Genomic DNA, 24,296 nt, shown 5'->3' on the forward strand with positions numbered 1-24,296 from the left:
TCCCTTCTACCGCGGGGCCATGCGGATGGCACCGTCGAGCCGGATGGTCTCGCCGTTCAGCATCGGGTTGGCGACGATCGAGGTGACCAGCTGCGCGTACTCGGCGGGCCGCCCCAGCCGGCTCGGGTGCGGCACCTGGGCGCCCAGCGAGTCGCGGATCTCCTGCGACACCTGGCCCAGCAGCGGCGTCTCGAACGTGCCCGGCGCGATGGTCACGACCCGGATCCTGAGTGACGCGAGGTCGCGGGCGATCGGCAGCGTCATGCCGACGATCGCGCCCTTGGACGCCGAGTACGCGGCCTGCCCGACCTGCCCGTCGAACGCGGCCACGGACGCCGTGTTGACGACGACCCCGCGCTCCTCGCCGGACAGCTCGTTGCCGGCCATCGCGGCGGCGGCCAGGCGCAGCACGTTGAAGGTGCCGACCAGGTTGACCCGGATCACCCGCTCGAACTCGGCGAGCGGGAACGGGCCCTGCTTGCCGACGGTCCGGAACGCGTTGCCGATGCCCGCGCAGTTGACCAGCACGGCCAGCCCGCCGTCGTCGTTGGCGAGAGCGACCGCCGCTTGTACCGCCTGTTCGTCCGTCACATCAGCGCCCGCGAACCGGACCGCGTCGCCCAGCGCGTCGAGCCGCGTGCGGTCGGCACCCGGCAGGTCGAGCGCGACCACCCGGGCCCCCGCGGCGGCGAGGGCCTCCACCGTCGCCAGCCCGAGCCCGGACGCGCCCCCGGTCACCAGTGCCTGCCTGCCCCGGACCTCCATGCCACGACCTCCGCACCCGATCGACTGAGTTAGCGATCGCTAAGCTAGCGTACTTAGCGAGCGTTTGCTAGGTTCTGGTCCGGCCGAGAGGAGTGACCTTGAGCGACTGGCGGGAGTACCCCCCACTGGAGTTGCAGCCTCTGCTCGCCCTGGCGCTGGACGAGATCGTCGAGCACGGCTACGACGGGACCTCGGTCCGCAAGATCGCCAACCGGGCCGGGGTCACCGTGCCCGCGCTCTATTACCATTTCGAGAACAAGCAGGCCATGCTCCGCGAGCTGCTCGACCACGCGATGCGGATCGTGCTGGCCCACGCCCGGGCCGCGCTGGACGAGGCCGGGACCGACTGCACCGCCCGGTTCAGCGCGCTGGTCGAGGCGATCGTGCTGTACATGGCCCACCATCGCGACCTGGCGTTCCTGGACTCCGAGCGGCGCAGCCTCACCCCGGAGAACCGGGCCCGCTACGTCGAGCGCCGCGACGAGCTGGAGCGCGAGCTGCGCGACACCATCCGCGGGGGCGTGGCGCAGGGCGTGTTCCGGACCCCGCACCCGGACGAGTGCGGCCGCGCGATCCTCTCGATGTGCCAGGGCGTCGCGGGCTGGTTCCGTCCCGGCGGCCCGGTCGACGCTTCCACCATGGCTCGCCGGTACTGCGACCTCGCGCTCGCCACGGTGCAGTACCAGGGTCCGGAGGCACGATGAGCGGCCCCCTGGACGCGTTCCGGCTCGACGGCCGGGTCGTGGTCATCACCGGCGCGAGCTCCGGCTTGGGGCTGGGCTTCGCCCGGGCGGTCGCGGCCGTCGGCGGCACGCTGGTCCTCGGCGCCCGGCGGGTGGACCGGCTGCACGAGCTCGCCGACGAGCTGCGCGCGGCGGGCACCACCGTGCTCGTCCAGGCCGTCGACGTCACCGTGCCCGAGCAGTGCCAGGCGCTGGCGGACGCGGCGGTGGCCGAACACGGCCGGGTCGACGTGCTCGTCAACAACGCGGGCCTCGGCGGATCGGTGCCGGCGCTGCGCGACACCCCCGACTCGTTCCGCCAGATCATCGACGTGAACCTGCACGGCACCTTCTGGATGGCCCAGGCGTGCGCGCGGGTGATGCCGGCCGGGTCCTCGATCGTCAACGTGGCGAGCGTGCACGGGGTGGTGGCGTCGCGGTACCCCGGAGCCTCCTACGCCGCGAGCAAGGCGGGCGTGATCGGGCTGACCCGCGACCTCGCCCAGCAGTGGTCCCGCCGCAAGGGGATCCGGGTCAACGCGCTGTGCCCCGGCTACGTCGCCACCGAGATGACCGCGCACGGCGAGGACAACCTGCGCGCCATGGTCGCCGAGCACAGCCTGCTGGGCCGCTTCGCCGAGCAGTCCGAGGTCGACGGGGCGCTGTTGTTCCTGGCCAGCCCGGCGTCCTCGTACGTCACCGGCACCACCCTTCTGGTCGACGGAGGCCTCGCCGCCACGATCTGAGCCCGTACAATCGCGCCCGGATCCATTCCGACGAGCGTCCGGGAGCGGTGCATGGCCAAGGCGGCCGAGACGGCGTACGAGGCCATCCGCGCCGGCATCCTGTCCGGCGAGTTCGCCCGCGGGCAGCGCCTGCGCGAGGAGGAGCTCGCCGCGCGCGCCGGAGTGTCCCGCACGCCGGTCCGCGAGGCGCTGCGCCGGCTGGACGCGGAGGGCCTGGTCGACTTCGCCCCGAACCGCGGCGCGCGGGTGGTCGCCTGGTCGGAGCAGGAGCTCGAGGACAACTACGAGGTCCGCGCGATGCTGGAGAGCTACGGCGCCCGGCTGGCGGCCGAGCGGATCACCGACGAGGAGCTCGACGCGATCGCCGAGATCGCGGCCCGCATGACGGCGCTGACCCGCAAGGGCGCGGCCGCCGCCGACGAGCTGACCGTGCTCAACGGCGACTTCCACCGCGCGATCCTGCGGGCCTCCCGGCACACCCAGCTCGACAGCATCGTCCGCGGCATCATGGACACGCCGCTGATCTTCCGCACCTTCCAGCGGTACGGCGGCGAGCGCATGCGCACCAGCGTCCGCCAGCACGCCGAGCTGGTCCAGGCGTTGCGGGCCCGCGACGGCGCCTGGGCCGAGGCGGTCATGCGCGCGCACATCCTGGCCGCGCGCTCGACCATCGTCGCCTCCCTGCGCGACGAGGAGGACGAGGCCTGAGCCACCCGGGTCAGGGCGTCCGGTGCTGTTGCAACGCCCGGGTGAACCAGTCGAAGACCGGCGCGAGCGAGGGTGCGGTCGCCCACCCGTTGATGGTGGAGATGAGTGCCCAGTACCGCTCGACCCGCGGATCGTTGGCGACCTCGAGGCGGGTGAGGAGCTTCTCGCGGTACTCGGGGCCGTCGGTGGTGTCGAAGGTGCGGGCGTAGTGGGCGACGAGCTCGTCGACGATCTCAGCGGCCGCCGCCGACGACGGCTCGACCCCGTCGGCGAGGGCCTGCGTCACGCGGTCGCGGACGTGCACGGTCAGCTCGTGGTGCAGGCCGGTCCGGTCGCCCTCGGCGCGCTCGGCCGCCTGGTGCGCCGCCATCCGCCGGATGCTCGCCTTGAAGTCGTCGTCCTGCACCAGCTCGGCGAGCTCGATCCAGGCCTCGACCTGTTCGGCGGTCGGTTCGTCGGGCAGGTTGGGCATGGTGGAGCGCAGCAGCTCGACCAGCTCCGGGTTGGCGTCCACGGCGCCGAACGTGCTGTCGATGAAGTCGTGGATGAGCCGGTGCCGCTCGGCCTCGGACAGCTGCACGATGCGGTGCATGAGTTCCATCTCCTTCGTGGTGGCGTCCCGCTTCGCCACCAGGCGCAGCACGGCCCGGCGCACCCGGAGCACCTGGATCTGCACGTCGATCGCGTCGGCGTGGATCGCCGCGGCCTGCGACATGCTGATGTCGTCGGCGAGCACCCGCCGGATCGTCACCAGGTCGAGGCCGAGCTCACGCAACGTGCGGACCAGCTCCAGGCGGGCGATCGCCGTCAGGTCGTAGCGCCGGTGGTTCGCGGAACTGCGGTCGGTGGGCGGCAGGACGCCGGCGTCGGAGTAGAACCGGATCGTGCGTACCGGCAGTCCGGTGCGCCGAGCCAGATCTCCGATCGAGTACAGCGTCCCGTCGTCCACGCCGGCCAGCCTCCTACCTCCACCAACTGGAGATGCAAGGCCGACCCTAGGGCTGGGCGCGGCCCTTCAGCCAGTCGGCCAGGGTGTCGGCCACCGTGTCGCGGTTGGTTTCCGCGTCGGCGAAGTAGTGGTCGCCGGGCAGCGTGACGAACTCCTTGTCCGTGGTGGCGGCGCCGTCGTACAGGCCCTGGGCGTCGCTCGGGAACACGCCGCTGTCCGCGTCCGGCTGGACCACCAGCGTCGGCAGGTCCATCCGGGCCAGGTGCTTGGCCGCCACGCAGTCGGACTCCTCCAGGCTGAACATGTTGAGCCAGGTGCGCATGGTGTTGACCACGCCGACGCCCATCACGCCGTAGTTGGCTTTCCGCGGGTCGCCGAAGTAGCACATCGGGGTCGGCCGGTTCGACGGGTCGATGGCCGGGTCGACGTAGCGGGGGTCGGCCCAGGTGCGGCCCATGGTGAAGATGCGGTCCCGGGCCGCGCGGTCCCGCCACGCGTCGAGCTGTTCCTTGCACCAGGCGGTCAGGCGCTGGTTGCGCGCGATCTGGGCGGCCCGGTAGCGCTCCAGGAACTCCGCCGAGTAGGTGCCGCCGTGCCGCGGGTCGTACATGTCCAGCTCGGGGTCGACGGCGTTCGGGTCCTGCTCGTCGGTCACCGACGGGTCCATGGTGCGCGTGATCCACTCGGGGCGGCCGGGGTGCGCGGCCAGGAAGACCATCAGGTCGCCGGGCGGCAGGTGCAGGGCCGGCTCGAAGACCTTGGAGCGGCCGTACGCCGGGCGGATGTTCGGCTCGCGCGACTGGGAGTGGTACGCGGCCATGAGCGAGCCGCCGCCCGAGTTGCCCAGCAGCACCACCTGTTCGACGCCGCGGTCGCGCAGCAGCTGCACGCCGACGCCGATCTCGGCCAGCGCGTGGTCGAGGCTGAAGAGATGCTCGGCGCCGCGGAACCGGGTGTTCCAGCCCAGGAAGCCGTAGCCGCGCTCGGCCATCCGGGTGGCCATGTAGTGCTCGCTGAAGTCGACGTTGTAGTGCGCGGCGATGAAGGCGGTGCGCGGGGCGCGGCCGGACGGGGTGTAGTAGATGCCCTGGCACGGGTGGCCACCGGCGCCCGCACGGCCCAGGGCCGGCGACGGTACCCCGATGAACTCTTGGTCGATGGCGGTCACGCGGAGTCCTCCCCGTGTTCGATGGGCCATGGTGGCAGGTCGGTCGAGGCCCGCCCGGTCCAGGCCGGGCGGCGGTGCTGCAGGAAGGCGGTCACGCCCTCGCGGGCGTCGGGGCGCTCGAGCAGCGCCTCCATGACGAGCCGCTCGGTGCGGCCGTGGGCGAACGGGTCGGCGTCCACGGCCTCCCAGAGCAGGCGCTTGGTCGCGGCGACGGCGACCGGGGCGGAGTGCTCGACGATCTCGCGGGCGAGGGCCTGCGCGCGGGGGAGCACCTGGTCCCGTGGCAGCGCCGAGATCGCCAGCCCCCAGGCGACCGCCTCCGGGCCGGTGAAGCGCCGGCCGGTCAGCAGCAGCTCATGCGCGCGGCCCAGGCCGACGTGGCGGACCAGGTTCCAGTGCCCCAGCCACTCCGCGGTCACGCCGAGGCGCACGAACGGCAGCGCGAGCACGGCGTCGTACGCCACGATCCGGATGTCGCACTGCATGGCCAGGGTCAGCCCGGCGCCGACGGCCGCGCCCTGCATTGCGGCGACGATCGGCTTGCGCACCTGGTACGGCGCGATCCACCCGGGAACCGGCCGGTCGGGCTCGGCACCCCCGAAGCCGTTCTCGGTCATCTCCGAGCCCGCCGAGAACGCCTTGCCGGCCCCGGTGAGCACGATCGCGCCCACCTCGTCGGCCGTGTCGCACCAGCGGAGCACCGCGCTGAGCTCGTTGAGCGTGGCCCGGTCGATCGCGTTGAGCCGGTCGGGCCGGTTGAAGGTCACCGTGGCGACCCCGGCGTCGGTGTCGAGCAGCAGGCGGGTGAGGCCGTCGGGCCGTTGCGCCGACGCCGTGTCCGTCCAGGCGAAGGTGTACTCCTCGTAGCGCATCACACCGCCCCGGACGGGTCGTAGCCGTGCGGGCCGAGCCGCTCGAGCCCGGACAGCACCTCGCCGGACGCGCTGATCCCGGCCGTCTCGCGGGCCAGCGCCTTCGCGTTCTCCATGTCGAAGTGGGCCGTCACGACCACCTTCTGGGCGTAGAGACCGCCGCCGGCCTGGATGACGGTCACGTGCTTCCAGCCGCCGTAGGAGTCGGCGGTGAAGTCGCGGATGGTGTGGAACAGCCGCATCCGGTAGTCGGCGTCGACGCCCTCCATCGTGCGCATGTACTTGCGCAGGTCGGCCGCGGTCTCCGGGTTCTGCAGGTCGCGCAGGGACGGCGCGGTGAGCACCGAGCCGCCCGCGATGTCGTGCAGGTTGCGCACCATCGTGCTGAACTCGGCGGCCGCGTGGTACTTGGCGGCGTTGGTGAACAGCTCGTCCGGCGACGCCCAGCCCTCCGGCGTGAAGGTGGCGTGGCTCATCGCCGCCTCGAACGCGGCGCGGATCAGCGTCGCGTACGTGATCATCTCGGCGATCTTGTCCTTGATGTGCGGGATCTTCTGCAGCCCGTTGGCCTCGGCGACCAGCTGCGCGAGTCCGACCAGGGTGTCGGCGAGGCGCACGTAGCTGCCGACGCTGCCCAGCCGCTCCCACAGGCCCAGCGAGTGCACGAAGGTCGCCGAGTGCTCCAGCTCGCCGGCCAGGAAGACCCGCTCGTTGGGCACGAAGACGTCGTCGAAGACGATCAGGCCCTCGGTCATCACGTGCCGGGAGCTGTACGGGTAGAAGTCCGGGTCCAGGTCGGGCCGGGGCGCGAACGAGGCGTTGATGACGCGGACTCCGGGTGCGTTCAGCGGTACCGCCGCGGCGATGCTCCAGTCCTCCTCGCCCGGCTTCATCCGCTTGGTCGGCATGACCATCACGTCGTGCGACACCGCCGCCGAGGAGATGTGCATCTTCGCGCCCCGGATCACGACACCGTCGGCGCTGCGGTCGACGATCCGGACGTACAGGTCGGGGTCGTCCTGCTTGCCCGGCGACAGCGCGCGGTTGCCCTTGGCGTCGGTGATGCCCTGCACGATGCGGATGTCGCGGCGCTTGCTGTCCTCGAAGTAGGCCAGCGCCCGCTCGGCGTACTCCGGGTGCTGCGCCCGCATCCGGCTCGCCGCGGTCAGCACCATGAGCAGGCTGGCCGACGTGGAGATGGTCGGGAAGTCCCAGTGCAGCTGGCGTTCCTGGGACTCGCGCAGCTCGTCGACGGAGGTCGGGATGAAGAAGTACGGCCCGTGCACATCGTCCCCCGGCCGGTAGTGCCGGTCGTAGCCGAGCGCCGCGGCGAGGGCGGGCCCGCGCAGGAGCGGTTCGGCGGTCACGTCGGGCACCGCGTGGCCGTTGACGAAGACGCGCCGCCCGTCCCGGAGGGATTGCAGGTACTGGTCTCCGGTAAGCATCAGGACGGCTCCTCAACATCGGGTGCGGCGAGCAGCTCACGCAGCCGCAGCTTGTCGATCTTTCCGGCGGGGTTGCGGGGGAAGGCTTCCACCACGACGATCCGCTGCGGCACCTTGTAGCTGGCCAGCCGCCCGCGGCAGTGCTCCTTGACGTCGGCCGCCGACGGCGCGGGATGGCCCTCGCGCAGCGCCACGACCGCGGTGACCACCTGGCCCCAGTGCGGGTCCGGCTCGCCGACGACCGCGATCTCGGCGATCGCCGCGTGCCCGCCGACCACGTCCTCGATCTCGACCGGGTAGACGTTCTCGCCGCCCCGGATGATCATCTCGTCGGCCCGGCCGGCCAGGTGCAGGAAGCCCTCCGGGTCCTTCCAGGCCAGGTCGCCGGCGACGAACCAGCCGTCGCGGACCGCCTGCGCGGTGAGGTCGGGCCGGTCGAGGTACCCGCTCATCACGGTGTCGCCCCGGCTGGCGATGACCCCGATCTCGCCGTCCGGCACCTCCGCGCCGAACGGGTCGAGCAGCCGCACGTCGCAGCCGAAGGCCGGCCGGCCGATGGTGCCGAGCAGCCACTCGTCGCCGGCCAGGGCCCGCCGGTGGTCCTCGGGCCGCAGCACCAGCTGGCCGCCCGCCTCGGTGCCGGCGCCGAAGCCGTTGTGCAGGTCGCAGCCGAAGACCTCGACCATGCGCCGGATGACGGACGTGGGCATGGGCGCGCCGCCGTACATGATGGAGCGCAGTCCGGAGAAGTCGGCCTGGGCGAGCTTCGGGTGCTCCAGCAGCTGGATGATCATGCTGGGCACGAGCGTGGTGTGCCGCACCCGGCCCGAGCCGAGCCAGGACAGCGCCAGGTCGGCGTCCCACTGCGGGACGACCAGCGAGGCGCCGCCGCGCGCCAGCCCGTACAGCAGATGCCCGAACCCGGCCGCGTGGAACAGCGGCGCGCCGGCGTAGATCAGGTCGCCCGGCCGCAGCCCCAGCTCCAGGATCCCGGACTGGGTGATCGCCTTGATCATGCGCTGGGACTGCAGGACGCCCTTCGGGGTGCCGGTCGTCCCGCTGGTGAACGAGATGCTGAGGATGTCGTCGTCGTGGCTGACCGCGGCGAGCTCGCCGCCGTCCGGCCCGCTCGCCAGGAACTCCTCGTAGCCCGACTCGAACGCGACGGCCGTGCTCAGGCCGCACTCGTCGACGATGTCCCGGTACCGCGCGCTGTAGAAGATCGTCCGCGCCCCGCTCGCGGCCAGCACGGTGCGGATCTCGGCCGCCGACAGCCGGAAGTTGAGCGCCACGTAGGTCGCGCCCAGCTTCATGCACGCCAGCAGCACCTCGACGTACTCGGGCGAGTCCACCGCGAGCAGCGCCACCCGATCGCCGCGGCCGATCCCGATCCCCTGCAGCGCCCGGGCGAGCCGCGTGATCCGCGCGTCGCCCTCGGCGTACGAGCGGGCCCGGCCGTCCGCGGCGAGCAGGAAGTCGGCCTGCGGGGTGAACCGGGCGTGCAGCGTGACCCAGTCGCCCGGCGCCAGCCCGGAGAGCTGGCTCATCGGCCGGCCTTCCCGGCGTAGAACGAGGCGAGCTGGGTGTCCTCGCCGTGTGCGGCGAGCACCGACGCGGTCAGCAGGCGGGGCTGCTGGCCGGTGGAGTCGAGCAGCTGGCGGTTGGAGACGGCGCGGCGGTAGTACAGGTGGGCCGGGTGCTCCCAGGTGAAGCCGATGCCGCCGTGCAGGTGGATCGCCTCGCGGGTGATCTCGGCGCCGACGCGGCCGCAGTACATCCGCGCCACGGCCAGCCCGGCCAGCGACTCCGGCCGCCGGCCGATGGCGTCGTTGTGCTGCACCGAGCGGACCGCCACCGACAGCGCCGAGCGGGCCCGCTCCAGCGAGACCAGCAGGTCGGCGCACTTGTGCTTGACCGCCTGGAACGAGCCGATCGGGCGGCCGAACTGGGTGCGGACCTTGACGTACTCGACCGCCATCTCCAGCGCCCGCTCGGCCGCGCCGACGCACTCGGCCGACATGCCGAGGATCGCGCCCTGGCGGATCGCGGCCACCCCGGCGCGGGCCCGGTCCTGTTCCGCCACGAGCACGGCCCGGGCGCCGTTGAGCCGGACGGCGCCCATCCGGCGGGTCAGGTCGAGCGTGTTCAGCGGGACGACCTCGACGCCCGGGTCGGTCGCGTCGACCCAGAAGAAGGCGTGGTACCCCTGGTAGTCGGCCAGCACCAGCAGCGCGTCGGCCGCCGTCGCGTCGACCACGCAGGGCAGCTCGCCCTGGATCTCGAAGTCGCCGTCCGGGCTCGCCTTGGCGTGCGGGTAGTCCAGCGGGAACTTCTCCTCGATGGGCAGCACCGGCACCGCGACGAGCTCGCCGGCCGCGATGCGCCGGAGCCGGTCGTGGTTCGCCTCGTCGTCGGTGAGGGCGACCAGCGCGGCGGCGACCAGCGAGGTGGTCAGGAAGGGCCCGTCGTCGAGGGCCCGGCCCAGCTCGGTGTGGACCGCGACCTCCTCGGCCAGGCCCATGCCGGCGCCGCCGAACTCCTCGGGAATCCGTACGCCCGGCAACCCCAGATCCCCCGCCTGCCGCCGCCAGCGCGCGCGGTCGAGCCGCTGGACGTCGGCCGGGTCGAACGTCCCGCCGCGCAGGGCGGCACCCGGGTCCCGCGCGAGGTGCTCGCGGACGACCTGCCGTAACTGCTCGATGTCGTCCATGTCAGGCACTCTTCTCGACGGCCGGGCGCTCTTCGCGGGGTAGGCCGAGCACGCGCTCGGCGAGGATGTTGCGCTGGATCTCGTCGCTGCCGCCGGCGATGCGGTGCGACGGGGCGCTGAGCAGCAGCTGCGACCACGAGTACGTGCCCCACGCGCCGGTGTCGGCGACCATCCGGTAGCCGAGCAGGCGGGCGGCGACGTCGGAGTAGTACTCCATGTCCGAGGTCGTCATGAGCTTGACCACCGAGCCCGGTGCGGGCCCGCCGGCGTCGCGCAGGCGGGTCGCCGTCTCGTGCAGCACCTGCTCGCGGGCCCAGCACTCGGCCAGCAGGTCCTGGATGGCCGGGTCCTCGATCGCGCCGGTCGAGCGGGCCAGCGCGAACAGCCGGATGACCGGCTCGATCATGATGCCGTTGTGGGCCCGGCCGAGCACCGAGCGCTCGCTGCCGACCGTGGTCATCGCGATGTTCCAGCCGCCGTTGACCGGGCCGAGGCGGCGGGAGTCGGGCACCCGTACACCGTCGAGGAACACCTCGTTGAAGTGCTCGGAGCCGGTCACCTGGCGCAGCGGCCGCACGTCGATGCCGGGGGAGTCCATGTCGATGAGGAACACGCTCAGGCCCCGGTGCCGGCTCTCGGGCGGCCCGGTGCGCACCAGCAGCTCGCCGAGCTGGGCCACGTGCGCGAAGGACGACCAGACCTTCTGCCCGGTGACGATCCAGTCGTCGCCGTCGCGGACCGCGGTGGTGCGCAGGCTGGCCAGGTCGGAGCCGGCCTCCGGCTCGGAGAAGAGCTGGCAGCAGATCAGGTCGCCGCGCCAGATGCCGGGCAGGAACTGCCGCTGCTGCTCCTCGGTGCCGTGGGCCCGGATGGTCGGCGCGACGATCCCGTGGCTGACCATGTAGGTCGAGGTGGAGGGCACCTCGTACTCGGCGGCGATGCCGGCGACCAGCTCCACGTACTCGTGGTCGAGCCCGCGCCCGCCCAGGCTCTGCGGGCCGTCGAGCCAGGCCAGCCCGGCGTCGAACAGCTCCCGCTGCCACCGCTGGGCCCGGGCGACCTCCTCGGCCTCGGCGTCCGGCTGGGTGAGCCCGACGCCGACCACGTCGTCGTCCCCGACGCCGTGCAGCATGCCGCGCCGCTCGCGCCGCCGGGCCCGGGCCGAGAAGAACGCGTGCGCTTCGGCGGCCACGGATTCGCGCGTCGTCGGCGTGGTCATCGGATCCTCCTGCGGGTTGTGCGCTGGTTCGGTGTTCATACGCGGGCGCTGTCGTCGTCCGCTTCGGTCTCCTCGGCCTCGCGGCCCAGGTAGGCCGAGACGACGCGGGGGTCGCGGGCGATCTCCTGCGGTGTGCCGCGGGCCAGCACCGCTCCGGCCTCCAGGACGGTGACCCGGTCGCAGGTGCTGAGCACCAGGTCGACGTTGTGCTCGACGAGCAGGATGCTCATGTCCCAGTCCCGGGCCAGCGTCCGGATGAGGGTGCCGAGCTCGCGGGACTCCTCGTCGCTGAGCCCGGCGGCCGGCTCGTCCAGCAGCAGCACCCGCGGGTCGGCGGCCACCGCGCGGGCGATGGCGACCAGGCGCCGCTTGCCGAACGCGAGCTCGCCCGGCTTGCGGTCGAGGTCGTCCTCCAGCCGGAACTCCCGGATGGCGGCGAGGGCCGGCGGGGTCAGCTGGATGCGGCCCGGCACCACGAGGTCGCTGAGGTAGCGGCGGGCGCCGTCGTCGTCGCACGCGACCGCGAGGTTCTCGCGCACCGACAGGTCGGCGAACAGCTCCAGGGACTGGAACGAGCGCGCCATCCCGGCCCGGGCCCGCCGCCGCGCGCTCCACGGTGCGATCGAGGTGTCGTCGAGCCGGATGGCGCCGCGGGCGGGCCGGACGAACCCGGTCAGCGCGTCGATCACCGTCGTCTTGCCGGCGCCGTTCGGGCCGATCAGGCCGTGCACCTCGCCGGGGACCAGCTCCAGCGAGACGTCGTCGACCGCGACCACCCCGCCGAACTGCACCCGCAGGCCGTCGACGTGCAGCGTCCGCGAGGGCCGGCGGTCGTGCGCCGGGGCATCGGTCACCGCCGGTTCGACGGGCCGCGGGTGCTTCGGCCGGGCCGGGATGCGCACGAGCCGCCCGATGCGGCGCACGAGATGGGCGTTCATCTCGTACAGGCCGTTGCGCCCGCTTCGCAGCACGTACAACAGGAACAGGCCGCTGACCAGTGGCAGGTAACTCTCCAGGTTGTCCACGCCGTGCAGGATCTGGGTGCCGACCCCGCCGGGCAGCAGGGTGGAGGCGAACACCGCGCCGCCGATCGTGCCGATGCCGCCGACGACCGCCATGCCGATGACGGTGATCGAGGTGAGCACGTCGAACTGGGCCGGGAGGACCGCGACGCCCTGGAAGGCCAGCAGCACCCCGGCGAGCGCGGCGAGCGCCGAGGCGACCGCGAACGCGTAGAGCTTGCCGACGAGCACGTTGACGCCGAGGGCCGCCGCCGCCCGCTCGTTGGAGCGCACCGCGAGCAGCCGCCGCCCGACCCGGCCGCGGCGCAGGTTGGCCACGGCCAGCGCGCTGAGGGTCAGCGCGGCGAGGGTCACGAGCCCGTAGTTGTACGGGTGCTTGATCGCGCCGAAGTCCCAGCCGAAGATCGACGGCTCGCCGATCAGGATGCCGACGTCGCCGCCGGTGAACTTGAAGTCGCTGAGCACCAGGCTGAACAGCACGATGCCCATGCCCAGGGTGGCGATGGCGAGGTTGATGCCCCGGGTGCGCAGGGCCGGCAGCGCCACAAGCACGCCGACGAGCGCGGCGGCCACCATCGCGCCGATCAGCGCCGGCAGGAAGCTCCAGCCGGCCCGGGACACGAAGGTCGCCGCGGCGAAGGCGCCCGACCCGGCGAGCACGTACTGGGCCAGGGAGAGCTGCCCGGCGTACCCGGTGACCACCGTGACCGACAGCGTGAGGATCGCGAACGCCATGGTGACGGTCAGCGCCTGCGCCCACACCGGCGAGACCACGAACGCGATGAGGAACGCGAACACGCCCACCACCACGATCGTCGGGATGACCCGGATCTTCCCGTCGCCCACGCTGGGCAGGCGCTCCAGCACGTGACTGCGCAGGGGGAGCGAGCTTCCGCGCAGTACCAGATAAGCGACGATGACGATGAAGGGCACACTGTCGCCCCAGCCCGTCACCGTGACGTAGCGGGTGATCAGGGACTGCACGACGCCGATGCCCAGGGCGCCGGCGAAGGCGATCGGGAACGAGACGAACCGGGCGAGCAGCGCGGCCGCCAGGGCCGGCACGATGAGCAGGGTCAGCTGGGTCGGCTGCAGGTAGGTGATCGGGCCGATCAGCGTGCCGGCCAGGGCCGCGATGCCGGCGGCGAGGGCCCAGTTGGCGATCGCGATCCGGTCCGGCGAGTGGCCCAGGCTGGCGACCGCCCGCTGGTTCTCGGCCATCGCGCTCGCCACCCGGCCGAACGACGTCCAGCGGAAGACCGCGTACAGCGCCGTGGCGAGCACGGCCCCGATCGCCAGGATGATGATCCGGTCGACGCCGAGGGTCGCGCCGGGCAGCGGCTCCACCGCGTCGGTGGGCAGGAACCCGGGCACGCTGATCGGTCCGACGCCGTAGCGCAGTACGGCCACGGCCTGCAGGGTCAGCAGGACGCCGAGGGTCGCGATGACCCGCTCGATCGGCGAGGAGGTGCGCATCGGCCGCAGGATCAGGTACTGCACGGCCACGCCGAGCAGCACGCCGACCGCGGTCGCGGCGAGGACGGCGGGGACGGCGGGCCAGCCGGCGGCCACCCGGAACTCGTAGTACGCGTAGCCGCCGACCATCACGAGCGAGCCCTGGGCGAAGTTCACGATCCCGGAGCCCCGGTAGATCAGCACGAGCCCCTGCGAGAGGAGGCTGTAGATCGCGCCGATGCCCAGGCCGAGCAGGAGGAACTGGACGACTTCCACGATCACTCCGTTCCGGTCGCGGTGGCGTCACCGAGGTAGAGGGACTCCACGGCGGCGATGCCGTCGGCCGCGTCCCCGGCGGCCGCGACGGCCCCGCGCCGCAGCAGGTACCAGCGGTCGGCGACCGCCATGGCCCGGCGGGCCTGCTGCTCGACCAGCAGCACGGCCACCCCGTCGTCGTCGGCCGCCCGCCGCAGCGCGGCGAACAGCCGGTCGACCACGAGCGGCGCGAGGCCGAGGGAAAGCTCGTCGAGCAGCAGCGCGACCGGGTTCGCGGCCAGCGCCCGGGCCAGCGCGAGCATCTGCTGCTCGCCGCCGGACAGCAGCCCGGCCCGGGTCGCGAGCAGCGGTTCGAGCTCGGGGAAGAGCTCCAGCGCCCGCTCGATGCGACCCGGTCCGAGCAGCAGGTTGTCGCGCACGGACATGCCCATGAGCACGGAGCGCTCCTCGGGTACGAAGCTCATGCCCATGCGCGCGCGGACGTGGAGCGGGGCCGTCGTGACCGCCCCGCGCCACCGGACCTCGCCCCCGATCGGCGGCAGTTCGCCGGCCGCGGTGAGGATCGTCGTCGACTTGCCCGTCCCGTTGGCCCCGAGGAGCGCGACGATCTCGCCGCGCATCACCTTGAGGTCGACGTCGCGCACCACGGCCAGGTCGTCGTAGCCCGCGCTGAGCCCGCGCAGCTCGAGGACCGGAGCATCCTCATCCACCACTGCCGCCGAGCTCATCTACTTGGTGCCCAGCGGGTCGATCGCGTCGCCGTCCTGCTTGAGCGTGCCGCCCGTCGCCTCGGACACGTACACCTTGAACGTCGGCACCCGCGGGTAGGTCGCGACGACCGGCGGGTTCGGGATGCCGGCGTAGTCGGGCACGGTGCCCAGCACGATGGGCTTGTCGAGCTTGTCCAGCAGCCCGGTGATCGCGGCGGCCGAGACGTTGCCGCCGAGCCGCTTGACGATCTCGACCAGGAACGTGATCGAGCTCCAGGTGCCCAGCGAGCCGTTGTCGGTCACGGCCTCGGGGTGGTACTTGGCCATGTCGTCGAGGAACTGCTTGACCTGCGGGATCGCGGTGTTGGTCACGGGTACCGCGGACGAGGTGATGAACACGTTGTTGGCGAGGTCGCCGAGGGCCTTCTGATCGGCGGGCTTGAAGATGTTCGCCAGGGTTGCGATGTTGCCCTTGAAGCCGGCCTGCCGCACGGCCCGGATGATCCGCGGCGCGTCGGTCGCGGTGGAGGCCACGGCGATCGCGTCCGGGGTCTTGGCCAGGGCGGAGGAGGCGACGGCGCTGAAGTCGGGTGCGCCGAGCGGGGCCAGGATGCGGTACGACTGGGCACCGCCCGCCTTGGCACCGTTGGCGATGTCGTCGGCGGCGGCGTAGGCGGCGGCCGCGTCGGCCACGATGACCGCGATGTTCTTGCCGCCCTTGTTGGCCAGCAGCCGGCCCAGGCCGACCTGCATCGACTGGGTGCCGCCGGTGATCGGGTAGGAGACCTTGCTGGTGCCCTCGGTCGGGCCGCCCGAGCCGGCGCCGGCCAGCCACGGGATGCCGGCCGCCTCGAGCACCGGCAGCTCGGCCGGGGCCTGCGAGCTGGCCGCGCCGACGACCGCCACGACGCCGTCACTGACCGCCTGACGGGCGCAGGCGGCGCCGGTGTTGGCGTTGTAGGCGTCGTTGCAGAACGTCACCTCGATCTTCCGGCCGTCGATGCCGCCGGCGGCGTTGATCGACTGCACGTGCGCGTCGAGACCGGCCTTGGCGTCCTTGAGCGACAGGTTGGGGCTCTCGAAGGTACCGATCTGCATGATCTTGATCGGCCCGCTGTTGCTGGCGGCGGTGCTCGGTTGGTCCTCGCCGCGGCAGCCGGCGACGCCGGCCGCGAGCGCGAGGATGGCTAAGGGGACGAGGACATGGCGGGGTGCGGGGAGGTGCATGTCGGTCCTTTCGGATATTCCTGGCCGTCTATGCGCTGAGGGGGCTCCGCATGGAGGGGTGTCCAGCCCGGGACCAGGTCAGCGCAGGCTCTGGATGTTCACGCCGGCGGGCAGTTCGCGGCCCGAGTCGGAGTACGCCTTGGAGATCGCGGCCTGGGCCAGCGGCTTGTAGGACGGTCGCTTCTCGGTGACCACGCGGGCGGAGCGCTGGGCGGCCCCGAGCGTGCCCTGGAAGTGCGGCATGACGTAGCGGGCGAAGAGTTCGAGGCTGGTCAGGGCCTTCTCGCGCGGGGCCCAGTCGTGCGTCATGATCATGAATCCGCCGAAGCCGCCGGTCTGCTCGAGCATCCGCTCGATGGCCGCGATGGCGTCGTCGGGCGTGCCGATGATGGAGCTGTCGTCGGCGATCTCGTCGGCCAGCGTGTAGTCGTTCTCCAGGCCGAGCACCGGCTTGAAGTAGTCCTGCCGCTCCTGCTCGCGGCCCTTCTCGACGTCGCGGATGGCCTGTTCGCGGTCCAGGTCCAGGTGGACCCGCACGACCATGCGCCACTCGGCGCGGCTGATCGTCGTGCCGGCGTCCTTGGCCGCCTGCTCGGCGATCTCCCACTGGGCGCGCATGTCCTTCTTGCCGCCGATGAACCCGGCCGACAGCGACAGGACGCCGACGCCGTGCTTGCCGGCCGTGGTCACGCCCGAGGGTGAGGTGGTGCTGGCCACCGCGATCGGCACGCCGTTGGGGTTGACCGGCAGGAAGGCCAGCTGGGCCTCGCGCAGCTCGAACCACTCGGTGGACGCGGAGACCACCTCGCCGTCGAGCAGCTTGATGATGACGTCGAGGGCCTCGTTCATCCGGGACCGCTGGGTCACCGGCGCGATGCCCATCATGTCGGCGTCGGAGATGAGCGCGCCCGGTCCGACGCCGAGCATCGCGCGGCCGTAGCTGAGGTGGTCCAGCAGCACGGTGCGGTCGGCGACCAGGAGCGGGTGGTGGTACGGGAGGCTGACCACGCCCGTGCCGAGCCGGATCCGCGAGGTGCGCACGGCCGCCGCCGACAGGGCCATGAACGGGTCGGCGATCCGTTCCACGCCGGTGGAGTGGTGCTCGCCGACCCAGGCCTCGTCGTAGCCGAGCTTGTCGGCGAGCTCGATGAGTGCCAGGTCGTGGCGCAGGCTGAGCGTCGGACTGTCGTTGTTCGCGTGGAACGGGGCGATGAACACACCGAAGGTCATGGGCGCCGGACGAGCCATGGAGAGATCCCCTCAGAAGCGGGTGTCGATCGAGAGCGGAGAAGGGCCGACCCGCGCACATGTGACGCCGGTCTCAGGTAAGTGATTGCTGAATCTACTCAGAAACTCGGCGAACGCAAGAGACGTTCGCAATCCGGTTCAGCGGTGTCCCGCCGCGTGCGCTTCAGCGGAAATGCCCGGATCTTGCCCCACTGGGCGGCTTGGAAGCGTCGAGAGGCTTACCTGAATCTATTCAGATTCAGGGTGGCGTACGCCACAGGATGGCGCTATGGTTCACCGGCGTTCACTCGGCATCGAAAGGGGGCGACATGCCGGAGGTTTCCGAGGAGCCGGATGCGGCGCGCAGCCGGCGCCTCGAGCGGGTCGCCGCTGATTTGCGCGGGGCGGTGCGGCGCCAGGACGGGCGGGAGACGCCGGTCGGGCCGCGCGCCATGCGCACCCGCAAGAAGCTGCTCGACGTGGCCGAGCAGCTCTTCGCCCGGGACGGCTACGCGAACGTCTCGCTCGGCGACATCGCCCAGCAGTCGGGCGTGAGCCTGGGGACCGTCTACCAGTATTTCGCCGACCGCGACGACATCGTGGCCACCCTCGCCGGCGAGAGCGCCCTGCGGATGCTCAACCTCGGCGCCGACTTCTGGGACGCCGCCACCGGACGGCTCGGCCTGCGCCGGGCGATCAGCGCGATCGTCACCACGCAGTGGGAGAACCGCGACTTCTTCAGCCTCTGGGAGACCGCCAGCCACAGCGACGCCCGGCTGGCCGAGCTGCGCCGGGAGTGGGTCGGCAACTTCCGGCACTCCTTCGCCCGCTCGCTGGCCCGCGGCATGAAGAGCGGGCACGTGCGGCCCGGGCTCGACCCGGAGGAGACGGCCCGCGCGATGAGTCTCATGGTCAGCGCGTACTGCTACGACGCCTTCGTCGCCGACCCGCCCGACCCGCCCCTGGACCCCGAGGGCGTGATCGACCACCTGACCACCTTGTGGGCGGACGCGATCGGCCTGCGCGAGGACCGCGAACTGCGGCCCGCCGACGGCTGAGGCTCCCGCTCATCGAAAGGACGGCCATGTCGCTTCCCACCGCCGAGCGGCCGGCTGGCGATCCCGCCTGGTTCCGCCACGTGCTCGGGCAGTACCCCACCGGCGTCTGCGTCATCACCGCCCAGCCCGAGGACGGCCCGCCGATCGGCATGGTGGTCGGCTCGTTCTCGTCGGTGTCGCTGCACCCGCCGCTGGTCGGGTTCTACCCGAGCGTCACCTCGGAGACCTGGCCGCACCTGCGCGCGGCCGGCAACTGGTGCGTCAACATCCTGGCCGCCCACCAGTCCGACGTGTGCCGCCGGATCGCGACCGCCCCGCTGGCCGAACGGTTCGACGGCGTGCCCTGGCGCCCGGCCCCGTCCGGCGCCCCGATCATCGAGGGCGCGGTGGCCTGGATCGACTGCGTCCCGGTCGCCGTGCACGACGCCGGCGACCACAAGATCGCCCTGGCCGAGGTGCGGCACCTGGACACCGCGAGCAGCGAGCTGCCGCTGTTGTTCTTCCGCAGCGGGTACGGCAGCTTCGCCCCGCTGACCCTGACCGCCTACGACCCGGAGATGCGCCTGACCCGCCCGCTGCGGCACTTCGAACTCATTCGCGCGATCGCCCAGGAGCTGCCCGACCAGGGCCTGCGCTGCCTGGTGACGGCGCCGGTGAGCGAGAGCGTCGTGGTGGTCGGCCAGCTCGACCCGCCGTCGGCGTCGGCCTCCGACCGCCCCACCACGCTCGTCGGGCAGCGGCTGCCGTTCCGCCCGCACGGCCCCTCGATCTTCGAAGCCTGGGCGCCCCCGGCCGAGCAGGCGGCGTGGGTGGCCAAGTTCACGCCGGACTCGCAGGAGCCCGAGATCCAGGCCCTGGCCCGGATCCGCGAGCGCGGCTTCTCCATCGGCTTGGGCAGCGAGGGCCACCGCCGCTTCGCCGCGGCCCTCGAACGCCTGGCCGCCGAGCCGGGCACGGTGCCCAACGAGGAGCTCGACGCGCTGGTGGCCTCGCTCGACTACGAGCCGGCCGAGCTCACCGACGAGGTGCTGGCCCAGGCCCGGGTCGTCTCCGCCCCGGTCTTCGACGACGGCGGGCAGCCGGTGCTGGCCCTGACCGTGTTCGGCTTCAAGGCCCGGCCCGACGTCGTGCGCGCGGCGATCGACGCGGTCACGGTGTGCGCGGCGAAGGCGACGCGGTCGCTGGGACAGGCGCCACGGCGCGACTGACCCCTCGCGTGGCGCACAGCGCGAAGCCGGCCACCAGGAGCACGTTCACCAGGACGGCCAGCCAGGCGATGTCGGCGATGTGCGCGACCGGCCAGGCCAGCCCGGCCACCCCGATCAGCGCCGCCGCGACCGGCCGCCGGCGCAGCACCCAGGCGATGATCAGCAGGGTCAGCGGGAACAACAGGCCGAGCGGCTTGATGATGGTGGCCGCGCCCGTGGCGTCGACGAGGTCGGTGTCGCCGAGCGAGACGTGGATGGTGTTGAAGCCGTACCCGACGTTGCCGGCCAGCCCCAGCATCCCTACCACCAGCAGGGCGGCCTCCGTGCGCCCGCCGGTCCAGGCGAGCGCGCGGACCAGTAGGAAGCCGTAGGCGGTCGCGGCGACCACGTGGACCGCGCCGGCGGTGGGATCGGACCATCCGTTGAGTGCGTAGAGGACGTCCGCCAGGAGGTACAGCACCGGCGCGAAGTACAGCGAGGCGTTGAGCACGCGATCCGTGGGAGTCATGCCTTCACGGTCGCTGTTCCCGTGCTGCTGTACATCGGGGCAGACCCGCCGTTCGTTCGAGGGTCTGCACTGTTCCGGCGGCCCGGTCTGCGATGCGAGCATGACCGGATGGCCCGAGTGCTCGCGGTGGCGACCGGATCGGCCGCCGCGCTGCTGGTGGCCGGCGCGGCGGTGCTCGGCTTCCACCTGGGCAACCTGCACAACGGGCTGCTCGCCGTGTCGTTCACGGCGGTCGGGCTGTACGTCGTGCGGCGCCTCCCCGGGCACCGCGAGGGATGGCTGTTCGTGGCCACCGGGCTCGCGCACGCCGTCATGTACTCCGGGCGCCAGTACGGCCTGCACGCGCCCGCGCTGCCCGGCGCGGCCTGGGCCGGCTGGATCGGGGTGTGGCCGCTGCCGCTCGTCCTGGTGCTCGTCGGCGTCACCATCATGGGCTTCCCCGACGGCCGCCTGCCGGGGCGGGTCTGGCGGCCGATCGTGGGCGCGCTCGCGGCGTGCGCCGTCATCCTGGCGGGCGTGTCTGCGCTGTGGCCCGTGGAGTACACCCGGATCGGTTTGAACAGTCATCCCCTCGATCTGCCGGGGCGCGCGGTGGCCGAGTCGCTCTACCCCGTCGGGCGGGCGGTGCTGTATCCGGCGATCCAGCTCGTCTGGGCGGTCTGCGTGGTGCTGCGGCTGCGGCGGGCCCGCGGCGACGAGGCCCGGCAGCTCCGCGGCTTCGTGGCGGTGGTCACCCTGACCGCGCTCGGCATGGTGATCGGCTTCGCCGGCTGGCATACGCCGGTCCCCGGCACGCTGCTGGCCGCGCTGGTGCCGGTGGCCGCCGGGGCCGCCATCCTGCGCCACCGCCTCTACGACCTCGACCCGGTCATCAACAAGGCCCTGGTCTTCGGGGTCCTCGCCGGCCTGGTCACGGCCGGCTACGCGGCGATCGTGGTGGGCATCGGCACCGTCCTGAGCGGCCGGCAGACGGTGCTCGCCCTGCTGGCCGTGGCCGTGGTGGCGGTCGCCTTCGAACCGGTCCGCCGGTGGGCCCAGCGCTGGGCCGATCGCCTCGTGTACGGGCACCGCGTCACCCCGTACGAGTCGCTCGCGCGCATGTCGGCGTCGTCGAGCGCGGCGGCCCTGTGCGCCACCATCGCCGACGCGGTGGGCGCGCGCGAGGTCGTACTCCTGCCGCCGGACGCCGGACCGGGCGTCCCGATCGTCCACAATGGGCAGACGCTGGGGATGCTCGCGGTACACAGGGCGGACAACCTGACGGCGGCGGAGCGGCGGCTGGTGACCGACCTGGCCGCGCAGGCCGGGCTCATCCTGGCCCTGCAGGCGAGCGCCCAGCGCCTGGTCGCGGCGGGCGACGAGGCCCGGCGGCGGCTGGAGCGCGACCTGCACGACGGCGCCCAGCAGCGGCTCGTCACCGTTGGCCTGGAGCTCGGCGGGCTGATCCGGCTGGCCACCGATCACCCCGACCTGGCCGCGCGGGCTGAGGCGGTCCGCGCCGAGCTGCTGCGGGCCACGGCCGAGCTGCGCGAGACGGCCCGCGGCATCCACCCGGCGGTGCTGACCCAGGACGGCCTGGAGGCCGCGCTGGAGTTCCTGGCCGACCGCTCGGCGATCCCGGTGCGGGTCCAGGTGCGGGTGGATCGCCGCCCGCCCGCCGGGGTCGAGTCGACCGCCTACTTCCTCGTCAGCGAGGCCCTGACCAACGCGGCCAAGCACTCGGGCGCGACGCTGGTCGAGGTGGGCTGCACGCTGTCCGCCGATGGGCTCGCGCTGTCGGTGTGCGACAACGGCACGGGCGGCGCGGCGGTGGCCCCGGGCGGCGGCCTGGAGGGGCTGGCCGACCGGCTGACCATGCTCGGCGCCCGGCTCACCGTCGACAGCACGCCCGCCGGCACGACCCTGCGCACGGTGATCCCGTGCGCGTGATGCTCGCCGACGACGGCCTGCTCTTCCGCGAGGGCATGGCCCGCATCCTCACCGAGGCCGGCTTCGCGGTGACCGCCGTGGCCGCGGACGGCGCCGAACTCCTCCGCCACGTGCGCGCGGATCCACCGGACGCGGCGGTCCTCGACCTGCGCATGCCGCCGTCGTACTCCGCCGAGGGCATCGTGGCCGCCGCCGCCATCCGCGCGTTCGCCCCGCGGGTCGGCTTGATGTTGTTGTCGCAGTACGTCGAGGTGCACCACGCCCTGCGCCTGCTCACCGACTTCGACGGCGGCGTCGGCTACCTGCTCAAGGACCGCGTCTCCGACCTGGCCGCGTTCGGCGCCGACATCCGCAAGGTCGCCGCGGGCGAGACGGTCATCGACCCCGAGCTCGTGACCCGCCTGGTCGCCCGGCGCCGCTCACACGATCCGCTGCAGGCGCTCACCGAGCGTGAGCGTGCGGTGCTCGCCCTGATGGCGCAGGGCCTGTCGAACGCGGCGGTGGCGGCCGAGCTGCACCTGGCCCTGAAAACCGTCGAGGCCCACGTCCGGGCGATCTTCCTCAAGCTGGACCTGGCGCCCGACGACCGCGAGCACCGCCGGGTGAGAGCGGTGCTCGCGTTTCTTCGGGCCTAGAGTTGCGACGCTTCCGCGGCCGAGTACCGGCGCAGCGCCTCGATCGGATCCTCGCCGAGTTCCGGCCGCGCGTTGCGGGCAACGAGGTACGCGGCGGCGAACCTGGAGGAATGCGATCCACCGACAAATTCGACCGCGAACGTGGCATCGAGCGGGCCGATCGCACTGAGGGCCGACCACAGCGACACGATCACTGTGGCAATGACGTCTGACTGGGTTCCGTCCCGGCCGAGCGCCGCGACAAGTCCGGGAACGGTCCGGGCGAGGCCGGGCTGTACCGCAACCGCCACGACGAGCCCGGCCTCGATCCCGATCATCCTGGTCGCGAGAGCCTTGCGTAGCAGAGTTTCCAGCGGATCGATCGGCATGTTCCGGGCGTCGACCGACAGCGCTGCGGCGATCGGCCGCCACGCCGTTGCGGTCGCATCGAACGACTCGGGCGGCGCCGAGATCGCCGTCGTTTCGCAGCGAGAGATACTGCACGACGGTCGCCCAGCTTGCCCGGTCCAGGCCGGCCCGCCACAGTCCGACGACCTGCTGCCACGCGGCCGTTGCCATCGAGGCCGGCTCATCGACGAGCGACGTGACCGGTATCGGCCCGTCGCCCAGCACGAGACTGAGCAGAACCAGGTTGGCGAGGTAGGCCGCTCGGCGCCGTGCCGGGTTGTATGGAACCGGGGCGTAGCGTCCCGGCGCGACGTCGGGCTGCGTCCGGGCCAGGCGGGCAAGATGCATGGTCGTCCCGCCGATGGAGTGCCGGTTCGGCAGGTCACGCGCCAGTTCCTCGGCGAAGGTGAGAATCGGAAGCCGCACGCTGATCGGCATGTGCGACAACATCGCCCGGAGCAGCACATCGTCAGCGTCCATCCGGGCGAGCCCCGGTTGTTGCGCCTCCAGTTCGCGATGCTTGGCCAGCAGATCGAGGCGCTGGACAGTGAACTCAGCGATGAGGAATTCACCGAAGGTGGCGTGGAGAAACTCGTACGTCCCGCGTCGTTCCCGGTCGGCCTTGGCATTGTGGATGAACAGGAACTCACTGAGGACGCGATGCGACTCGCGGAGCGGTTCCAGCTCGCCGGTCCGCCGGTCTACGGGGCTGAGTGCTGTCTGGCGCTGGATGAAGCGATCGAAGATCCTGCGGTACAGCACGGCCCGGGACAGGCGCTCACCCGCGAAACCCGATGACCCGGTTTCCGCGAGGTAGACGGCCAGCATCAGCAGCAGCAAGGGCTGGCGGGCCAGCTCCGCCACCGCGCCCGTGTCGAGCAGGTCGGCCGGCGACAGCGGTTGGAAGCCTGGCGACGTCGTGTGGGCCTCGTTCCACGCATCCAGCCAGATGCCGATCCGCTGGTCGTCGAAGTCGCAAAGCTTGACGAGCATGGCACCGTTCGGGATTTCGGCCCGGTCGGCCACAACTGTCCGCGACGTGACGATGACCGCAGTCGGCTGCCCAATGGTCCGCGCACGCTTCTGGAAGTCCGCGATCCGCGTCAGATAGCCCGAGTGCGTCGGGCCGGTCGCTTGCATCAGCTCGTCGAAACCATCGAGTAGCAGGACCATCCGGCACCGATGCCGGCACGCGGCGCCGATTCCCGCTGTCTCGCAGCCGACACAGGGCCCGCATTCCTCGCGGAGTGCCTCGAAGTCGGCGTTGGGGCGCTGCAGCGAGCGGCGCAGCGCCGCTGTGACCTGCATCGTGAGGTCGTACTCGGTGCTGACGAGCCGGAGCGGCACCCG

Annotated in this window: 20 protein-coding genes; 7 read left to right on the forward strand and 13 right to left on the reverse strand. The window is 72.4% G+C overall.

Annotated elements, in window-relative coordinates; translation table 11 throughout:
• Window positions 1–6: 6 nt before the first annotated feature.
• A complete protein-coding gene (locus tag ACQP00_RS12105) occupies window positions 7–765 on the reverse strand; it encodes an SDR family NAD(P)-dependent oxidoreductase (protein WP_433218307.1) in 759 nt (252 codons plus the stop codon).
• Window positions 766–863: 98 nt separating this feature from the next.
• Between ACQP00_RS12105 and ACQP00_RS12110 the strand changes: the two genes are divergently transcribed.
• Genes ACQP00_RS12110 through ACQP00_RS12120 form a run of 3 tightly spaced genes read left to right on the forward strand, consistent with a single transcriptional unit; the run spans window position 864 to window position 2,941 of the window.
• Window positions 864–1,469, forward strand: coding sequence for a TetR/AcrR family transcriptional regulator (locus tag ACQP00_RS12110; protein ID WP_433218309.1), 606 nt, complete (start codon window positions 864–866; stop codon window positions 1,467–1,469).
• A complete protein-coding gene (locus ACQP00_RS12115) occupies window positions 1,466–2,233 on the forward strand; it encodes an SDR family NAD(P)-dependent oxidoreductase (protein ID WP_433218310.1) in 768 nt (255 codons plus the stop codon). Before ACQP00_RS12110 ends, ACQP00_RS12115 begins: the two co-directional genes overlap by 4 nt.
• Window positions 2,234–2,284: 51 nt before the next feature.
• On the forward strand, window positions 2,285–2,941 hold the full coding sequence (locus tag ACQP00_RS12120) for a GntR family transcriptional regulator (protein WP_433218312.1): 657 nt from the start codon (window positions 2,285–2,287) through the stop codon (window positions 2,939–2,941).
• A 10-nt stretch (window positions 2,942–2,951) separates the two neighbouring features.
• Here the strand turns inward: ACQP00_RS12120 and ACQP00_RS12125 are convergent, their stop codons facing one another.
• The 11 genes from ACQP00_RS12125 to ACQP00_RS12175 all read right to left on the reverse strand — a co-directional run bounded on the left by ACQP00_RS12125 (window position 2,952) and on the right by ACQP00_RS12175 (window position 17,242).
• On the reverse strand, window positions 2,952–3,890 hold the full coding sequence (locus ACQP00_RS12125; RefSeq protein ID WP_433218314.1) for a MerR family transcriptional regulator: 939 nt from the start codon (window positions 3,888–3,890) through the stop codon (window positions 2,952–2,954).
• Window positions 3,891–3,936: 46 nt separating this feature from the next.
• A complete protein-coding gene (locus ACQP00_RS12130) occupies window positions 3,937–5,058 on the reverse strand; it encodes a hypothetical protein (RefSeq protein WP_433218316.1) in 1,122 nt (373 codons plus the stop codon).
• Window positions 5,055–5,930, reverse strand: a complete 876-nt coding sequence (locus ACQP00_RS12135) for an enoyl-CoA hydratase/isomerase family protein (RefSeq protein ID WP_433218318.1) — start codon at window positions 5,928–5,930, stop codon at window positions 5,055–5,057. The genes ACQP00_RS12130 and ACQP00_RS12135 overlap by 4 nt, the downstream gene beginning before the upstream one ends.
• The gene (locus tag ACQP00_RS12140; protein WP_433218320.1) at window positions 5,930–7,375 is read right to left on the reverse strand and encodes a 4-hydroxyphenylacetate 3-hydroxylase N-terminal domain-containing protein; all 1,446 of its coding nucleotides are present in this window, start codon (window positions 7,373–7,375) and stop codon (window positions 5,930–5,932) included. Before ACQP00_RS12140 ends, ACQP00_RS12135 begins: the two co-directional genes overlap by 1 nt.
• Complete coding sequence (locus ACQP00_RS12145) at window positions 7,375–8,922, reverse strand: class I adenylate-forming enzyme family protein (protein WP_433218322.1); 1,548 nt, start codon at window positions 8,920–8,922, stop codon at window positions 7,375–7,377. Before ACQP00_RS12145 ends, ACQP00_RS12140 begins: the two co-directional genes overlap by 1 nt.
• On the reverse strand, window positions 8,919–10,085 hold the full coding sequence (locus ACQP00_RS12150; RefSeq protein ID WP_433218324.1) for an acyl-CoA dehydrogenase family protein: 1,167 nt from the start codon (window positions 10,083–10,085) through the stop codon (window positions 8,919–8,921). The genes ACQP00_RS12145 and ACQP00_RS12150 overlap by 4 nt, the downstream gene beginning before the upstream one ends.
• Window position 10,086: 1 nt before the next feature.
• Window positions 10,087–11,343 carry an acyl-CoA dehydrogenase family protein gene (locus ACQP00_RS12155; protein WP_433218326.1) on the reverse strand — a complete coding sequence of 419 codons (1,257 nt, stop codon included), beginning with the start codon at window positions 11,341–11,343 and terminating at the stop codon, window positions 10,087–10,089.
• Complete coding sequence (locus ACQP00_RS12160; RefSeq protein WP_433218328.1) at window positions 11,340–14,057, reverse strand: ABC transporter permease subunit; 2,718 nt, start codon at window positions 14,055–14,057, stop codon at window positions 11,340–11,342. The genes ACQP00_RS12155 and ACQP00_RS12160 overlap by 4 nt, the downstream gene beginning before the upstream one ends.
• A gap of 2 nt (window positions 14,058–14,059) precedes the next feature.
• Window positions 14,060–14,785: an ATP-binding cassette domain-containing protein gene (locus tag ACQP00_RS12165; protein WP_433218330.1), complete on the reverse strand. Its 726-nt coding sequence runs from the start codon at window positions 14,783–14,785 to the stop codon at window positions 14,060–14,062.
• Window positions 14,786–15,994 carry an ABC transporter substrate-binding protein gene (locus ACQP00_RS12170; protein ID WP_433218332.1) on the reverse strand — a complete coding sequence of 403 codons (1,209 nt, stop codon included), beginning with the start codon at window positions 15,992–15,994 and terminating at the stop codon, window positions 14,786–14,788.
• A gap of 78 nt (window positions 15,995–16,072) precedes the next feature.
• Complete coding sequence (locus tag ACQP00_RS12175) at window positions 16,073–17,242, reverse strand: LLM class flavin-dependent oxidoreductase (protein ID WP_433218333.1); 1,170 nt, start codon at window positions 17,240–17,242, stop codon at window positions 16,073–16,075.
• 308 nt (window positions 17,243–17,550) lie between these two features.
• On the opposite strand from ACQP00_RS12175, the gene ACQP00_RS12180 reads away from it, so the two are divergent.
• Window positions 17,551–18,279, forward strand: coding sequence for a TetR/AcrR family transcriptional regulator (locus ACQP00_RS12180; protein WP_433218335.1), 729 nt, complete (start codon window positions 17,551–17,553; stop codon window positions 18,277–18,279).
• A gap of 26 nt (window positions 18,280–18,305) precedes the next feature.
• Window positions 18,306–19,487 carry a flavin reductase gene (locus tag ACQP00_RS12185; RefSeq protein ID WP_433218337.1) on the forward strand — a complete coding sequence of 394 codons (1,182 nt, stop codon included), beginning with the start codon at window positions 18,306–18,308 and terminating at the stop codon, window positions 19,485–19,487.
• On the opposite strand, the gene ACQP00_RS12190 is transcribed toward ACQP00_RS12185, so the two are convergent.
• Complete coding sequence (locus ACQP00_RS12190) at window positions 19,429–19,995, reverse strand: hypothetical protein (RefSeq protein WP_433218339.1); 567 nt, start codon at window positions 19,993–19,995, stop codon at window positions 19,429–19,431. The genes ACQP00_RS12185 and ACQP00_RS12190 overlap by 59 nt on opposite strands.
• Window positions 19,996–20,103: 108 nt before the next feature.
• Here ACQP00_RS12190 and ACQP00_RS12195 point away from each other — a divergent pair, with 108 nt between their 5' ends.
• Both ACQP00_RS12195 and ACQP00_RS12200 read left to right on the forward strand, forming a co-directional pair.
• On the forward strand, window positions 20,104–21,924 hold the full coding sequence (locus ACQP00_RS12195) for a GAF domain-containing sensor histidine kinase (RefSeq protein ID WP_433218341.1): 1,821 nt from the start codon (window positions 20,104–20,106) through the stop codon (window positions 21,922–21,924).
• On the forward strand, window positions 21,915–22,559 hold the full coding sequence (locus tag ACQP00_RS12200; RefSeq protein WP_433218343.1) for a response regulator transcription factor: 645 nt from the start codon (window positions 21,915–21,917) through the stop codon (window positions 22,557–22,559). The genes ACQP00_RS12195 and ACQP00_RS12200 overlap by 10 nt, the downstream gene beginning before the upstream one ends.
• The last annotated feature ends 1,737 nt before the right edge of the window (window positions 22,560–24,296 follow it).

The organism is Dactylosporangium sp. CS-047395, assembly GCF_050942185.1.
Taxonomy (GTDB): domain Bacteria; phylum Actinomycetota; class Actinomycetes; order Mycobacteriales; family Micromonosporaceae; genus Dactylosporangium.